At 70.4% G+C, this 15,754-nt stretch carries 12 protein-coding genes; 8 read left to right on the top strand and 4 right to left on the bottom strand.

What is annotated here, in order from left to right; translation table 11 throughout:
* Positions 1-153: 153 nt before the first annotated feature.
* Positions 154-3,255, top strand: coding sequence for a GH92 family glycosyl hydrolase (locus tag CHC09_RS05415; RefSeq protein ID WP_089291890.1), 3,102 nt, complete (start codon positions 154-156; stop codon positions 3,253-3,255).
* Positions 3,256-3,303: 48 nt separating this feature from the next.
* On the opposite strand, the gene CHC09_RS05420 is transcribed toward CHC09_RS05415, so the two are convergent.
* The 4 genes from CHC09_RS05420 to CHC09_RS05435 form a co-directional block, all read right to left on the bottom strand.
* Positions 3,304-4,299: a LacI family DNA-binding transcriptional regulator gene (locus tag CHC09_RS05420; RefSeq protein ID WP_089291891.1), complete on the bottom strand. Its 996-nt coding sequence runs from the start codon at positions 4,297-4,299 to the stop codon at positions 3,304-3,306.
* A gap of 58 nt (positions 4,300-4,357) precedes the next feature.
* Positions 4,358-5,035 (bottom strand): nucleoside/nucleotide kinase family protein, encoded by a 678-nt coding sequence (locus CHC09_RS05425; RefSeq protein ID WP_239138892.1) that lies wholly within the window; start codon positions 5,033-5,035, stop codon positions 4,358-4,360.
* Positions 5,036-5,062: 27 nt separating this feature from the next.
* Positions 5,063-6,526, bottom strand: a complete 1,464-nt coding sequence (locus CHC09_RS05430) for a benzaldehyde dehydrogenase (protein ID WP_089291892.1) — start codon at positions 6,524-6,526, stop codon at positions 5,063-5,065.
* A gap of 99 nt (positions 6,527-6,625) precedes the next feature.
* Positions 6,626-7,453, bottom strand: coding sequence for an IclR family transcriptional regulator (locus CHC09_RS05435; RefSeq protein ID WP_089291893.1), 828 nt, complete (start codon positions 7,451-7,453; stop codon positions 6,626-6,628).
* 101 nt (positions 7,454-7,554) lie between these two features.
* Here CHC09_RS05435 and CHC09_RS05440 point away from each other — a divergent pair, with 101 nt between their 5' ends.
* From CHC09_RS05440 to CHC09_RS05470, 7 genes are all read left to right on the top strand, one after another.
* On the top strand, positions 7,555-8,874 hold the full coding sequence (locus tag CHC09_RS05440) for an ABC transporter substrate-binding protein (protein WP_089291894.1): 1,320 nt from the start codon (positions 7,555-7,557) through the stop codon (positions 8,872-8,874).
* A complete protein-coding gene (locus tag CHC09_RS05445; protein WP_089291895.1) occupies positions 8,871-9,611 on the top strand; it encodes an ABC transporter ATP-binding protein in 741 nt (246 codons plus the stop codon). Before CHC09_RS05440 ends, CHC09_RS05445 begins: the two co-directional genes overlap by 4 nt.
* 73 nt (positions 9,612-9,684) lie before the next feature.
* Positions 9,685-10,401 (top strand): ABC transporter ATP-binding protein, encoded by a 717-nt coding sequence (locus tag CHC09_RS05450; RefSeq protein ID WP_089291896.1) that lies wholly within the window; start codon positions 9,685-9,687, stop codon positions 10,399-10,401.
* Positions 10,398-11,273 carry a branched-chain amino acid ABC transporter permease gene (locus CHC09_RS05455; RefSeq protein WP_089291897.1) on the top strand — a complete coding sequence of 292 codons (876 nt, stop codon included), beginning with the start codon at positions 10,398-10,400 and terminating at the stop codon, positions 11,271-11,273. Before CHC09_RS05450 ends, CHC09_RS05455 begins: the two co-directional genes overlap by 4 nt.
* Entirely contained in the window at positions 11,270-12,313 is a 1,044-nt protein-coding gene (locus CHC09_RS05460) for a branched-chain amino acid ABC transporter permease (protein WP_089291898.1), read from the top strand. The genes CHC09_RS05455 and CHC09_RS05460 overlap by 4 nt, the downstream gene beginning before the upstream one ends.
* Positions 12,310-13,785 (top strand): aldehyde dehydrogenase family protein, encoded by a 1,476-nt coding sequence (locus CHC09_RS05465; protein ID WP_239138893.1) that lies wholly within the window; start codon positions 12,310-12,312, stop codon positions 13,783-13,785. The genes CHC09_RS05460 and CHC09_RS05465 overlap by 4 nt, the downstream gene beginning before the upstream one ends.
* A gap of 146 nt (positions 13,786-13,931) precedes the next feature.
* A complete protein-coding gene (locus CHC09_RS05470; protein WP_089291899.1) occupies positions 13,932-15,668 on the top strand; it encodes a DUF6528 family protein in 1,737 nt (578 codons plus the stop codon).
* The last annotated feature ends 86 nt before the right edge of the window (positions 15,669-15,754 follow it).

Raw genomic sequence — 15,754 nt, forward strand, 5'->3', positions numbered from 1 at the left:
ACAAATCGGCGAATCGCCCCGCGAGTGAGCATGGCCTCGTAGCGTTCGGGACGGTAGGCGGTCAGGTTCCGGAACCACGCGCGGACATTGACATCGATTGATCGCCAATGACAACGTTGTCAGACCCATGTCATGTCCGAAGGGACGGCAACAATGCTCCGTACCCTCGCTGCCGCGGCCCTCCTCACCGCCGCGGTCCTCTCGATGCCACAGGCGGCCCAGGCCGCCGACCTCGACCTCACCGGCTACGTCAATCCGTTCGTCGGCACCGACGACAGCAACTCACCGAACCCCGTCGGCGGCGGCGCCGGCGGCAGCACCTTCCCCGGCGCCACCGTGCCGTTCGGAATGGTGCAGTTCAGCCCGGACACCCCGACCGGCTCGCCCTCCGGTTACCGCGACAAGGACCGGACCATCGAGTCGTTCAGCCTCACCCACTTCAACGGGGCCGGCTGCCCGAACAACGAGGACCTGCCGATCCTCCCGATCACCGGCAACCTCGGCTCCTCCCCGGGCAGCGCCTGGACCTCGTACGCCAGCGCCTACACCAAGACCAACGAGTCGGCCGCCCCCGGCTACTACAAGAACCGGCTGGACAAGTACGGCATCGACGCCGAACTGAGCGCCACCACCCGCACCGGCGCGCTGCGGCTCACCTACCCCGCGACAACCACCGCCCGAGTCCTGATCAACGCCTCGCGATCGGCCACCGGCGACCGGGCCGGCACCGTGTCGATCAGCGGCAACCGGGTCTCGGGCGAGCACACGGCCGGCGGATTCTGTGGCGGCCGCACCTTCAAGATGTACTACTCGATCCAGTTCGACCGCACACCCACCGGCGTCGGCACGTTCAACGGCGGCACCGTCACCGCCGGGTCCACCAGCGTCAGCGGGAACCAGGCCGGCGCCTACGTCACCTTCGACACCAGCTCGAACCAGGTGATCAACGCGACGATCGGCATCTCCTTCGTCAGCGTGACGAACGCGCAGAACAACGCGACCGCCGAGGCGGGTGCCTTCGCCACCGTACGAGCGAACGCCGACGCCGCCTGGAACACCGCGCTCAACCGCATCCAGGTCACCGGCGGCGGCACCACCGACCTGCAGAAGTTCTACACCGCGCTCTACCACGTGCTGATGAACCCGAACATCTCCAGCGACACCAACGGGCAGTACATGGGCTTCGACGGCGCGGTGCACTCCGCGTCGCACCCCGTCTACCAGAACTACTCCGGCTGGGACATCTACCGCTCCTGGGCCGCACTGACCGCGCTGATCGCACCGGACGTGATGACCGACATCGTCAAGTCGATGGTGCTCGACGGCCAGCAGGGCGGCCTGCTGCCGAAGTGGTCGCACCAGACCGCCGAGGACTTCGTCATGCCCGGCGACCCCGGGCCGATCATCGTGGCCAGCGCGTACGCCTTCGGGGTGCGCGACTTCGACACGGCGGCGGCGCTGGCTCTGATGAAGAAGAGCGCCACCGGCGGCAGCACCCAGGGCACCGTGCTGCGCGGCAACCGCGGCTCCTACGAGAGCGCGCACTACATCCCCGGCAACCCGTCGGAGACCCTCGAGTACGCCTCGAGCGACTTCGCGATCAGCCAGTTCGCCAAGGCCCTCGGCGACACCGCGGCCTACAACACGTACGCGACCCACTCGCAGTACTGGCGCAGCCTGTTCAACGGCGAGTCGTCGTACATCCACACCCGCGGCAGTGACGGCGCCTACGCCTGGCCGCTGAACCCGGCGACCGAGAGCCCGTACGTGGAGGGCAACGCCGCCCAGTACACCTGGATGGTGCCGCACAACCTGGGCGCCCTGGTCACCCTGATGGGCGGGCCGGCGACCGCCGTGCAGCGGCTCGACCACCACTTCACCGAGCTCAACGGGGGCCTGTCCCGGCCGTACTTTTATGTCGGCAACGAGCCGGAGCACGGCGTGCCGTGGGCGTACAACTACGCCCGCAAGCCGGCCGGCACCTCCGACGCGGTCCGCCGGGTGATGAGCGAGTCGTTCACCACCGGCGCCGGCGGCCTACCCGGCAACGACGATCTCGGCGCCACCAGCGCGTGGTACATCTGGTCGGCGCTCGGCCTCTACCCGGTCGCGCCCGGCTCCGACCTGCTGACCGTGCACGGTGGTCTCTTCCCGCAGGCGCTGATCCAGCGTCCCGGCGGGAACATCACCATCACCGGCGGCAGCGCCACCAACCGGTACGTGCAGTCGCTCTCCGTCGACGGCACCGCCACCAGCCACAGCTGGATCCGGTACCCGCAGATCGGCGGCGGCGCCACCATCGCGTACACGATGGGCTCCTCCCCCGCCTCCTGGGGAACCGCGGCCGGCGACGTGCCGCCCAGCTTCGGCGACGGCGCGCAGCAGCCGCCCGCCGAGCCGGACCTCGGGCCGAACCTGGCGCTGAACAAGACCGCCACCGGCGGGGCCGCCGCCTGCGGCAGCACCGAGGGCCCGGCCAAGGCCGTCGACGGCCTGCTGAAGGACAACAGCAAATGGTGTACGACCGGAACACCGCGCACGTTGACCGTCGACCTCGGCTCCGCGCAGAACGTGTCCTCGTTCGTGGTCAAGCACGCCGGCCTCGGCGGCGAGCGGACCAACTGGAACACCGGCGCCTTCACCATCGCCACCAGCACCGACAACGCGACCTGGTCGAACGCGGTCACGGTCGGCACTGCGCGGGCCAGTCGCACGTACGCACCGATCCCGGCGCGTACCGCCCGCTATGTTCGCCTCGATGTCACCACGCCGGCCAACGACACCAACACCGCGGCCCGGATCTACGAGCTCGAGGTGTACGGATCGAGCAGCGCCCCGGCCGACCTGGCCCTGCGCCAGCCGGCCACCGCCGATTCCACGTGCGGCGCCAACGAGGGCGCGGACAAGGCGGTCAACGGCAGCTGGCTGGGCGGCTGGAACGACAAGTGGTGCTCGGGCGGCTCCAGCAAGTGGCTGCAGACCGACCTGGGTGGCACCAAGCACGTCGGCTCGGTGGTGATCCGGCACGCCGGTGCCGGCGGTGAGTACCCGGCCTGGAACACCCGGGACTTCGACCTGCTCACCTCCAGCGACGGTACGACCTGGACCACCCGTGCCACGGTGCGCGGCAACACCGCCGACAGCACCACCACGACGATCGACGCGGATGCGCGGTATGTCCGGCTGAACATCGTCACTCCCGCCAGTGACGGGAACACCGCGGCCCGGATCTACGAGTTCGACGTACGCGGCTGACCCGCACCGATGTACCGACCGGCCGGGACAGGAGTCCCGGCCGGTCGGCTATCGCTCGCCCGAGCCGCGCGGGATCAGGGTCGTCGGGATCACGACGGTGCGCGGCGGTCCGGTGTAGCCGCCGATGCGCTCGATCGCCATCCGGGCCGCCATGCTGCCCAGCTCGGTCGTGTCGTGTGAGATCACGGTCAGCCCCAGCACGTCGGCCAGCTCGAAGTCGTCGAACCCGACGAGCGCCGGCTGGAACCGGCGTCCGCGCAGGGCCCGCAGAGCGCCGATGGTGAGCCGGTTGTTGGTGGTGAACAACGCGGTCGGCGGCTCGGGCAGGGCGAGCAGCTCACTGACGACGTCTCCGGCGGTGGCCGCGTCGTGCACATCGGTCCGCAGATACGGTTCCCAGTCCACATTGCCGGCCGACCGCATCGCGGCCGAGAACCCGTTGATCCGCGCCTGCTGCGACGCGGTCCGCACCAGGTCGGCGACCAGCGCGATACGACGATGGCCACGGGCCAGGAGATGCTCGGCGGCGGAGTGGGCACCGCCGGCGTTGTCGATCAGAACACTGTCCGCGACCAGCCCGACGGGCGGCCGGTCGATGAACACGCACGGGATGTTGTGGCTGTTCGCCACGATGCCGCCGCCGCTCGGGATCACCAGCAGCGCGCGCACCCGGCGCTCCACCAGCGCCTCGACGAGGCTGCTCTCCAACTCGCCGTTCTCGTCGTTGTTGACGGTGACCAGCAGCAGACCGCGCCGGCGCAGCTCGCGCTCCACCCCGCTGGCGACCGCGGAGTAGAACGGATTCGCCAGATCCCCGCTGATCAGGCCGACCAGCGCGGAGGTCGCCCCGGTCCGCAGCTCGCGGGCGAGGCCGTTGAGACGGTATCCGAGCTCGTCGGCGGCCGCGCGGACCCGCTGCTCGGTGGCGCCGGAGACGTAGGGCTCGCCGTTGAGCGCGCGGGACGCGGTCTTGAGACTCACGCCGGCCCGGGCCGCGACCTGGCTCAGGGTCGGTGGCCGGACGGGCGGCTCCTCGGCGGGCATGCCCAGAGTATGGCAATAGTTTTCGCGGCACGGCGCGGCTCGACCCGCGCTTCCCACGTCACGTCGTGAGCCGGCGATCCCTGATGATCCGCGGGACTTCGACGTCCCGGTTGTCGATCAGGACGGTGGCCCGCTGCCGGGGCGAGCACGTCCGAAGATAGATGCGCTGCCCCTCGACATAGCGGCGCATGCTCGGGTGCTCGGGATCCGGGTTGGAGCCGTCGCGTACCGCCATCCGCTCCGCGGTCACCGCGAACGGCACGTCCAGGAACACCGACAGGTCCCAGGCCGCGGAGAGTTCGTCGCGGTGCAGGAACAGCCCATCGACCAGCAGCACCGTTCCGGGCACGGCCACATGCGGCTCCGGCTCCAGCACCGTGTCGGTACCGAGGTCGTACGCGACAGACCGGTATCGCCGTGAGCCGCCGGGCCGAAAGGCTGTCAGCACGTCACTCTCGAAGCGCCGGTAGTCGTACGAGTCCGCCCAGAAACCCTCCGGCGAGGTGCGTCCTCGCTGATAACGCACCGCACGGGTGTTCAGGAAATCATCCAGCGAGATGCGCACCACCGGCCGGCCCGACGCCTTGACCACCGCCGCGAGCTCATCGGCGAACACGGTCTTGCCGGCCCCGTCCACACCGTCGACAGCAACCCGGACACAGTCCTCGCCCTCACTCGCGGGAATGCATCGCGCAACCCGCTCGATCACCGCACGCCGCTCCACAGACAGCCTCACCGGCCAACCCTCTCAAAGCCCTTCCACTCAGAACGGGTAGGTGGGCGTTTCCGCGCGGACGGTGACCCAGCGGGTTTCGGTGAACGCGTCGATGTTCGCGGCCGCGCCACCGAGGCGGGACCCGGTCCCGGAGGCGCCGACCCCGCCGAACGGTGCGTTGGCCTCGTCGTTGACGGTCTGGTCGTTGATGTGCACGATGCCGGTCGGCAGCCGATCGGCCAGGGCCAGCCCCTTCATCACGTCCCGGGTCACGATCCCCAGCGACAAGCCGTATTGACCGGCCCCGGCCAGGCGGGCGGCGTCGTCGACGCCGCTGAACCGGGCCACCGGCGCGACCGGCCCGAAGATCTCCTGGGTGAAGGCCGGGGTCTCGGCGCTGCTGTCGGCCATCACGGTAGCCGAGTAGAACAGGTCGTCGTACTTGCCGCCGGCCACCAGCCGGGCGCCCTGGTCGGCGCTGGAGACGACCAGCGCATGGATCTTGTCGCGCTGTCCCTTGTCGATGACCGGACCGAGCGCGACCTGCTGCCGGGCCGGATCGCCGACGGGCAGGGCGGCCGCCTTGGCGGCGAGCCGCTCGACGAACTCGTCGTAGATCCGGTCGTGGACCAGGTGCCGGCCGGTGGTCATGCAGATCTGACCCTGGTGGAAGAAGCTGCCCCAGGTGGCGAGGTTGACGGCCCGGTCGAGGTCGGCGTCGTCGAGCACGATCAGGGCGGAGTTGCCGCCGAGCTCCAGGTGGGCGCGTTTGAGGTGCTGGCCGGCGAGCTGGCCGATGCGGCGGCCGACGGCGGTGGAGCCGGTGAACGAGATGACCCGGACCAGCGGGTGGGTGACCAGGGCTTCGCCGACGTCGACGCCGCCGGGCAGCACCTGCAGCACGCCGGGCGGCAGGCCGGCCTCTTCGAAGACGCGCGCGATGGTGACACCGCCGGTGACCGCCGTTCGCGGATCCGGTTTCAGGATGACGGCGTTGCCCAGGGCCAGGGCGGGCGCCACCGACCGGATGCCGAGGATGATCGGCACGTTGAACGGCGAGATGACCCCGACGACCCCGGCCGGGACGCGCCGGGCCATCGACAGCCGGGGCTGCTCGCTCGGCAGCAGTTCCCCATACGGGCGGCTGGGCAGGCCCGCGGCCTCGTAGCACTCCTGCTCGGCGACGTGCACGGCGAAGCCGGCCATGCCGGGAACCGCGCCGACCTCGCGCACGTTCCACCAGGAGATCTCCTCGGCGTGCCGGGCCCACAGCTCGCCGGCGCGGCGCAGCACCGCGGCACGTTCCGGATGTGGGCGGGCGGCCCAGGCGGTCTGCGCCGCGGCCGCGGTCTCGGCGGCGCGGTCCAGGTCGTCCGGGCCGGCGATGCCGATTCCGGCGAGGCGGGAGCCGGTGGCCGGTTCGACGACGTCCCGGGTTCCGCCGGATCCGGGCACCCAGGAGCCGCCCAGGAAGATCTTGTCCTGCCAATGTGACGCGTCCAGGAACACCACGACGTCCTCTCTCCAGCGGGTGCGGCCGAATGTAGGCCGATGTCCGGACCGGCTCAACAGGCTGTTTCACTTAGCGCGTCAGGTGTTCCGACTGCTGAATCAATTGGCCGGGCGATAGCCGAGACGAGCGGAGATCTCAGCGGCGGTACGGCGGAGCGGCACCTCCAACCGGCCGACCACCGACTCGATCGCGGCGGTCCAGGTCGTCAGGTGCACGGCGACGTTGATCGCGGCGACCACGTGGCCGGTCCGGTCACGTACGGGCGCGGCGATCGAGCGCAGCCCGGGCGCCAGTTCCTCGTCGCTGATCGCGATGCCGGTCTGGCGCACCCGGGCCAGGGCGCTGGTCAGCTGCTCCCGCATGGTGATCGTCTTCGGGCCACGGCGGGCCAGGTCGGTACGGTCCAGCAGGGCCCGCAGGGTGCCCGGCTCCCGGTACGCCAGCAGCACCTTCCCCATCGAGGTGCAGTAGGCCGGCAGCCGCGAACCCACGTGCAGGTTGAGGTCCATGGACATGGTGCCGGCGCGCCGGCTGCGGCACCGTTCAACGTAGACGATGTCCTGGCCGTCGAGCACCGCCATGCTCGCCGCGCAGCCGGTCTCGTCCGACAGCGCCTGCAGGTGCCGCATCGCGACCCGGGTCACCTCCATCGAGGCCAGTGCGGCGAACCCGAGGTCGATCACGCGCGGGCCCAGCGAGTACTTGCGGGTGTCCGGGTCCTGCTGGACGTAGCCGAGCTTGGCCAGGGTGGCCACGTACCGGTAGGCGGTGGAGCGGTTGAGACCGACCGAGCGGGCCAGGTCGGCGATGCCGAGCAGCAGCCCGCCGTCGGCGAACGCGGAGAGGATCAGCAGGCCGCGCTCGAGCGACTGGGAGAGGGCGACCTGGCCGGTGGAGCCGGAGCCGGGATCGTTTTCGGCGGTCATGCGGTGAAGGTAGCAACGGCGTTTCATTAATCGAAACACTTCGTTGACTCTCTCGTACAGACGCTCCTAGATTCCTGCGCACCTAGTTCCCGGAGGAATCAATGATCAACTCCCCGGAAATCCCCTTGTCGTTCTCCGCCTCCCGGCGTTCCCTGCTTCGTGCTCTCGGCGCCGGTGTCACCGGCCTGGGCCTGGCCGCCTGCGGCAAGCTCGCCGACGACGGCGCGCAGGCCACCGGCTCCACTCTCAAGATCGGTTTCGTGAGCCCGCGGACCGGCCCCGCGGCGTCGTTCGGCGAGCCGGACGGATACGTGTTGTCCCTGGCCCGCAAGGCGTTCGCCGGCGGCCTGACGATCGGTGGCACCCGGTACGACCTCCAGATCATCGACCGGGACGGCCAGTCCAACCCGCAGCGCGGGGCCCAGGTAGCCAACGATCTGATCAACAGTGACGGCGTCGACCTGATGCTGGCCACCTCGACACCGGAGACGGTCAATCCGGTCTCCGACGCCTGCGAAGCCGCCGGAGTCCCCTGCATCTCCACAGTGGTGCCGTGGGAGGCCTGGTACTTCGGCCGCGGCGCCAAGCCCGAGGACAAGCAAGCGTTCAAGTACACGTACCACTTCTGCTTCGGGGTGGAGCAGTTCCATCAGGCGTACACCCACCTGTGGCCGCAGGTCCCGACCAACAAGAAGGTCGGCGTGATGTGGCCCAACGACTCCGACGGCAATGCCATCCGCGCGGCGCTCGGACCGCTGCTGGCCAAGGACGGCTACACGATCGTCGACCCGGGCGCGTACACCGACGGGACCAACGACTTCTCGGCCCAGATCGCGAAGTTCAAGGCCGAGGGTGTGGAAATCTTCAACACCTTCCCGATCCCGCCCGACTTCGCGACGTTCTGGCGGCAGGCCGCCCAGCAGGGCTTCCGGCCGAGGATCGCCCAGATCGCCAAGACCGGGCTCTTCCCGTCCCAGGTCGAGGCGCTCGGTGACATCGGGGCCGGGCTGGCCAGCGCGGCCTACTGGACGCCGACCTACCCGTACACGTCCGCACTGACCAAGGTGTCGTCGAAGGAGCTCGCCGACGGCTACCAGAACGAGGCCGGCAAGCAGTGGAGCCAGCAGCTCGGCCCCAGCCTCGCCCTGTTCGACGTCGCGGCCGCGGCGCTGCGGGCGGTCGCGAACCCGAAGGACAGGGCGGCGGTCGCCAAGGCGATCGGCACCCTCGACGTCCAGACCCCGGTCGGCCGGCTGCGGTGGGGCAAGGGCCCGAACGGCAACGTCGTGGCCACCCCCATCCTCGGCGGCCAGTGGGTCAGGACCACCGGCGGCAAGTACCCGCTCGACTTCGTGCTCTGCGAGAACTCGTCCGACCCGAACGTCCCGGTGGCCGCCCAGCTGAAGGCCTACGGCGCGTGAGCAAGGCGATCCCGGCGGCCCGCGCCCTGACCGGGCGCGGCCTGTCCAAACGCTTCGGCGACCTGGTGGTCCTCGACGATGTCGACTTCAGCGTGGTCGCGGGCGACGCCGTCGGCATCGTCGGGCCGAACGGCGCCGGCAAGACCACCCTGCTGAACCTTCTCGCCGGCTCGCTACGACCGAACGCCGGCACGATCACCCTCGACGACCAGGACATCACCACCACCTCACCGGCGACCCGCTGCCGGCGGGGCATCGGCCGGGCCATGCAGATCCCACGACCGTTCGCCGGCCTGACCGTGCTGGAGAACGTCCTGGTCGGCGCTTCGTACGGGGCCGGGCTGCGCGGGCAGCACGCCTATCGGCACTGCGCCGAGGTGCTCGACACCTGCGGCCTGATCGAGCTCGCGAACCGGCGCGCCGACAGCCTCGGCCTGCTGCACCGCAAGCGCCTCGAACTGGCCCGGGCGCTCGCCACCGGCCCGCGGATCCTGCTGCTCGACGAGATCGGTGGCGGGCTCACCGACGCCGAGGCGGTCGACCTGGTGGTCACCGTCCGCAAGCTGCGCGAACGCGGGATCGGCGTCGTCTGGATCGAACACATCGTGCACGTCCTGGTCCAGGCCGTCGACCGGCTGGTCTGCATGGACGCCGGAAGGATCATCGCGGACGGCGACCCGCAGGCGGTCCTGTCCGACGCCGTCGTCGTGGACGCCTATCTGGGAAAGGCCCAATGAACGAGCTTGCGAGCGAATCGGTCAGTTCAGGTGTCAGGTCATGTCGACGCCGGAGCGAAGCGGAGGTGGCGGCATGAGCTTGCTCGAGGTCGAAGGGCTCAGCGCCCGGCACGGCCTGCTGAACGCCGTACGGGAAATGTCATTTTCGGTCGCCGACCAGCAGGTCGTCGCGATCGTCGGCGCCAACGGCGCCGGAAAGACCACCCTGCTGCGTACGATCGCCGGCGCGCACCCGGCAGCCGGCGGCACGATCACCTTCGACGGCCTGGACATCACCCGGATGCCCGCACACCGCCGCGTACGGGAGGGCATCGCCCTGGTCCCGGAGGGCCGCCGCCTCTTCAGTGAGCTCACTGTCGAGGAGAACCTGCGGGTGGCCGGACGCCGCGCCCGCCCCGGCCCGTGGAACGTCGGCAGCGTCCTGGACGCGTTCCCGATGCTGACCCCGCTGCGTGATCGCCGCGCGGCCAACCTCTCCGGCGGCCAGCAGCAGGTCACCGCCATCGCCCGGGCGCTGATGACCAACCCGCGCCTGCTGATCGTCGACGAGGTCTCGCTCGGCCTCTCCCCCACCGCCGTCGACACCGTCTACGCCGGCCTCGGCCGGCTCCGTGACGCCGGAGCCACCCTGATCCTGGTCGAGCAGGACCTGCGGCGCGCGCTGTCGTTCGCCGGTCACGTCCTCTGTGTCCTCGAGGGACGCGTCGTCCTGGCGGTCCCCGCCGGCGACCTCACCCGCGAGCAGGTAACCGAGGCCTACTTCGGCCTGCAGAGTTCGGAGCCGCGATGAACTGGATCAACGCCGTCGTCCAGGGCCTGCTGCTGGGCGGGCTCTATGCCCTGTTCGCCTGCGGCCTGTCGCTGCTGTTCGGGGTCATGCGCATCATCAATCTCGCCCACGGCGACATCGCCGTACTCGGCGCGTTCCTGGTCTGGAGCATCACCACCCGGGCGAACGTCTCGCCCCTGCTCGGGCTGGCCCTGGCGCTGCCGGTCATGCTGGCGCTGGGTTACGCGCTGCAGTACACCGTCCTGGCCCGCAGCCTGCGCGGCGGCACCCTGACCCCGCTGCTGGTCACGTTCGGGCTCAGCATCGTGATCCAGAACGGACTTCTGCAGGCGTACTCGCCGGATGTCCGCTCCCTCGGCGGGTCGGCCGGAACCCTGTCCACCGGCAGCTGGCACCTGACCGCGCAGCTGTCGATCCCCTACCTCGGCGTGCTCACCCTCGCCACCGCCGTCCTGATGCTCGGCGGCCTGCAACTCTGCCTGCGACACACCGGCTGGGGCCGGGAGATGCGCGCGACCGCCCTGGACAGCGACACGGCCGCCCTGGTCGGCGTGCCCGCCTCCGCGGTCTACGCCCGGGCCACCGCGATCGCGGTCGGCGTCGCGACGGTCGCCGGCACGTTCCTGGCCGTGCACTCGACCTTCGACCCGTCCTCGGGCCCGACCCAGCTGATCTTCGCGTTCGAGGCGGTCGTCATCGGCGGGCTCGGCTCGCTCTGGGGCACCCTGACCGGCGGCATCGTGCTCGGCGTCGCCCAGACCATCGGCGCCACCATCGACCCGCAGTACTCCATCCTCGCCGGTCACCTGGACTTCCTCGGCATCCTCGCCAGCCCGCGCGGCCGGTCCCTGATCACCCGGAGCACCACATGACCAGCACCTCAGCGGACGTCCCCGCGCTCTGGGCGGTGCGCCGGTCCAGCACCGGCACCCGGATCTCCTCCGCCGCACTGCTCGCCGCCGGGGTCGCCCTCTTCGCGGTCCCCTTCGGGTTCGCCGCCGGTGTCGTGCAGCAGCTGACCACGCTGTTCATCTTCATGATCCTGGCGGTGATGTGGAACGCCCTGGCCGGCTACGGCGGGCAGGTCTCGGTCGGCCAGCAGGCGTACCTCGGCTCCGGCGCCTACGCGACGATCTTCCTCACCCAGCACGCGGTGCCGCCGTACCTCGCGGTGCTGCTGGCCGCGGTCGCCTCGGCGCTGCTGGCGGTGCTGCTCGCGCCGCTGCTGTTGCGGCTGCGCGGTGGCCAGTTCGCGGTCGGCAGCTGGGTCGTCGCCGAGACCCTCGCCCTGCTCGTCGCGCTCGACGCGGACCTGGGCGGCGGCACCGGCATCTCGCTGCGCGGGCTCAACGCGTACGCGCCCAACCTGCGCCGGGCCTACACCTACTGGATCACCCTCGCGATCCTGCTGCTCCTGCTCGGTCTGGTGGTCTACCTGCTGCGGCACCGGATGGGCGTGGCCCTGCAGGCGATCCGGGACGACGAGGACGCCGCGGCCGCCCTGGGCGTACGCACCGGTCCGCTCAAGTTCGGGCTGTTCGTGCTCGCCGGCTTCGGCTGCGGTGCGGCCGGCGCGCTGACCCTGGCCAACACCCTGTTCATCCAACCGCAGTCGATCTTCGGGGTGCAGTGGACCGCGTACATGATCTTCATGGTCCTGGTCGGCGGGATCGGCACCTTCGAGGGACCGATCCTCGGCGCGATCCTCTTCTTCCTGCTGCAACAGCAGTTCGCGCAGTACGGCGCCGGCTATCTGATCGGCCTCGGCATCATCGCCGCCGGGTTCGCACTGTACCTGCCCCGCGGCCTCTGGAGTCTGCCCGCCGACCGCCTCCACCTGCGACTTCTTCCCGTTGGATACCATCTGCAGCGGCGCGTCGCCCGACCGTCGGCGAGGAGATCTGACGTGTGAGCACCGGCGACGAGCGCCTTCGCGAGGTGCGGCACTACATCGACGGCGAATGGGTCGCATCCCTCAACGGGCGCGACCACGCCGACAACGACCCGTGGACCGGCCGGCCTCTCGCCCGTGTCGCCTCCGGCGACGCCTATGACACGCAACGCGCGATCGAGGCCGCCCACGCGGCGTTCCCCGGCTGGGCGGAGCTGCCACCGGACACCCGCCAGCTCGTCTTCCTGCGCGCCGCCGACGCCCTCGAACAGCGCCGACGCGAGGTGACGGACCTGCTGGCCGCGGAGACCGGCTGCGGCGCCCACTTCGCCGACGTCCAGCTCACCTTCTGCCTGTCCCTGTTGCGGCAGTCCGCGGCCCTGGCCTACTCCCCCTCCGGGCAGATCCTCCCGTCGAACCTGCCCGGCAGCCGCGCCCTGGCGGTCCGCCGCCCGGTCGGCGTGGTCGCCGCCATCGCTCCGTGGAACGCCGCCCTCGCCCTCGCCGGGCGGGCCGTGGCCGGCCCGCTCGCCCTGGGCAACACCGTCGTCCTCAAGCCCTCCGAGGAATCGCCGATCACCGGCGGGACCCTCTGGGCCGAACTCTTCGCCGAGGCCGGGCTGCCGGCGGGCGTCCTCAACGTAGTCACCCACGCCTCCGGGGACGCCGGCCTGATCGCCGAGGAGCTCGTCACCCACCCGCACGTACGCCGGATCAGCTTCACCGGCTCCACCGTCATCGGCCGGCGCCTCGCCGAACTGGCGGCCCGTCACCTCAAACGGCCGGTCCTCCAGCTGTCGGGTCACAACCCGCTGATCGTCCTGGCCGACGCCGATCTCGACTACGCCGTGAGCGCCGCGGCCTACGGAGCGTTCGTCCACCAGGGCGAGGTGTGCATGTGCGCCCGCCGCATCCTGGTGGAGCGCCCGATCGCCGACGAGTTCACCGCCAGGTTCACCGAGAAGGTCGCGTCGCTGCGGACCGGTGACCCGCGGGACCCGGCGACCGTCGTCGGACCGCTGATCAACCAGTGGGCGTTGTCGCTGGTCAGCCGCCGAGTCGAAGAGGCGGTCGCGATGGGCGCGCGGGTGCTCACCGGCGGCACGCCCCAGCCGCCCTGCTACCCGCCGACCGTGCTCACCGACGTGCCCGCCGACGCCGAGATCGCCACCGAGGAGACGTTCGGCCCGGTCGCGATCGTGGCGGTCGTCGAGGACCGCGACGACGCGCTCGCGCAGGCCAACGCCACCCCGTACGGGCTGACCGCGAGCATCTTCACCGGCGACACCTACCGGGCCCTCGATCTGGCCCGCCGGCTCAACGTGGGCATCGTCCACATCAACGATCAGCCGGTCAACGACGAGCCGCAGATGCCGTTCGGCGGGCTCAAGGACAGCGGCTACGGCAGATTCGGCCTCGCCTTCACCGCCGAGGACTTCACCGAACTGCAGTGGGTCTCGCTCCGCGACACCCCGCGTCCGTTCCCGTTCTGAGCCGGCCCTCAGCCCGTCACACGCGTCCATTGAGGACGGATCACCCGACAACGGGACAACCCGCTCGCGGATCAACGGATAGGCTACGGCGTATCCCTTGATCATCGACGCATCAGGAGTCTGTTGCATTGCGCCGCACACTTGCCATGACCCCTCACCTTCTCCTCGCCGTGGCGCTGGTCGCGGCAACGGCCGTCACGAGGACCGGTGGTGACCGGTCTCCCACGCCGGCGCCGGTCGCCGCGACCACCACGAGCACGGAATCGCCGCTGGTGCAGAGCGGTCCGCAGAACCTGGTGACGCGGGTGCAGGACACGTTCATCAGCAACGTCAACAACACCGACAACAGCCGTGGGGCGTTCCTGCACATCGGAACGCCGGACAACGGGACGACGAAGTACCGATCGCTGATGCAGTTCGACCTCTCGAAGCTGGCGGGGGCAAGCATCGAGAGCGCGTCGCTGCGCCTGTACAACTCCTACACCGGTTCCTGCGACGGATGGTGGATGTACGCCACGCCGATCACGGCCAAGTGGAACCAGACGACCGTCACCTGGGCCAGCCAGCCCGCCGTGAGCTCGAACACCGGCCTGCAGGCGGCCGCGAAGTTCGGCATCGGCAACGCCAACGGCTGCCAGGACCACCCGAACTTCGTGGACCCCTCGACGTCCGACGGCCTCAATCGGCTGGACGTGACCGCGATGGTCCGCGCCTGGGTCTCCGGCGATCTGGCCAACAACGGGATCCGGCTGTCCGCCGGCGAGAGCGAGACGAAGGCGTACAAGGACTTCTGCTCCATGAATCCGGGTACGCAGGCGGCCGCCGGACCGTGCAGCATCGCCTACCACATCCCCACTCTGGAGATCCGGTTCAATTCGACGCGTCCGGTGCTCGCCACCACCAACGGCGGGTCGAAGCACATCGAACTCTACGACGGCTCGGACGCGAACGCGTTCGCCAAGGGCCCGTTCCAGCGGTGGGCGCCGGACACCTATCACTCGATCACCGACAGCTCCCTGCTCGCGGGCGGGGCGTTCGGCGGCGGTGTGGACGTCAAGCTCCGCCCGGCCGGTCTCTACGGGTCCGGTCAGGTGATGGTGGTGGCCGACAACAGCAGCGGCTTCGTCGGCGTCATCCCCTACCCCGCGCTGGCCGGGCGCAAATGGGCGATCAACGTCGGCGGGAGCGGCCTTTCGAACATCCACGGCGCCGAGCTCATGCCCGACGGAAACGTGGCGGTGGCGCTGGCCCGCAGCGGCCGGTTGCAGGTGTTCACGGCCGCGCAGGGCGTCAACTGGACGGCCGGCACGAAGCCGGTGGTGGACGTCGAACTGCCCGGCGCCCACCAGGTGCTGTACGACCCGACCGGTCCGTGGCTGTGGGCCATCGGTAACACCGAGCTCGTCAAGTACCGGTACACCGCGGGCACCGGGGCGATCGAGCAGGACACCGCGTACCCGCTGCCGCCGCAGACCACGTTCACGGCGACCACCCCGGCGTACGGACACGACCTGAACTCGGTCCCGGGCGACCCCGACCGGCTCTGGGTCGCCACGAACGGTGGAGTCGTGCAGTTCTCCAAGTCGGCCACCGCGAGCTGTGGGGTAACGGGCACGGCGACGCGGTGGCCGGACCCGGCCAGCGCCGAGGTCGGCAGCCGCTGGTGCGGTGACTACCCGGGCGTCGCGTCGATCAACGCGAATCGGCTGGCCAAGAGCGTCGACACGGAGCCCGGCTCCGGCAGGGTCGCCATGATCTGGGCGGACGAGCCTGAGGGCACCTCCACGAAGGTCACCTTCGTCTCGGGGGCGACTCAGACGACCGGCGGTTCGGGCACCGGCCCGTCGTACTACAAGGCGCGCTGGCTGGTGGCCGCCTACTGAGTCCGCAGCGGCCCGGCCAGCCCGTGCTGGCCGGGCCGGCCGCGAAAATGATTGGCCTGGAACGCGGGCGGCTGGTAGCTTCCCTC

This window comes from Actinoplanes regularis (genome assembly GCF_900188005.1).
Classification (GTDB): Bacteria; Actinomycetota; Actinomycetes; order Mycobacteriales; family Micromonosporaceae; genus Actinoplanes; species Actinoplanes regularis.

What these genes read in the sequence shown, in the direction of transcription:
- CHC09_RS05440 (WP_089291894.1), top strand. Translation starts at nt 7,555, where the DNA reads ATGATCAACTCCCCGGAAATCCCCTTGTCGTTCTCCGCCTCCCGGCGT.
- CHC09_RS05455 (WP_089291897.1), top strand. Translation starts at nt 10,398, where the DNA reads ATGAACTGGATCAACGCCGTCGTCCAGGGCCTGCTGCTGGGCGGGCTC.
- CHC09_RS05420 (WP_089291891.1), bottom strand. Translation starts at nt 4,299, where the DNA reads ATGCCCGCCGAGGAGCCGCCCGTCCGGCCACCGACCCTGAGCCAGGTC.
- CHC09_RS05470 (WP_089291899.1), top strand. Translation starts at nt 13,932, where the DNA reads ATGACCCCTCACCTTCTCCTCGCCGTGGCGCTGGTCGCGGCAACGGCC.
- CHC09_RS05415 (WP_089291890.1), top strand. Translation starts at nt 154, where the DNA reads ATGCTCCGTACCCTCGCTGCCGCGGCCCTCCTCACCGCCGCGGTCCTC.
- CHC09_RS05435 (WP_089291893.1), bottom strand. Translation starts at nt 7,453, where the DNA reads ATGACCGCCGAAAACGATCCCGGCTCCGGCTCCACCGGCCAGGTCGCC.
- CHC09_RS05460 (WP_089291898.1), top strand. Translation starts at nt 11,270, where the DNA reads ATGACCAGCACCTCAGCGGACGTCCCCGCGCTCTGGGCGGTGCGCCGG.
- CHC09_RS05450 (WP_089291896.1), top strand. Translation starts at nt 9,685, where the DNA reads ATGAGCTTGCTCGAGGTCGAAGGGCTCAGCGCCCGGCACGGCCTGCTG.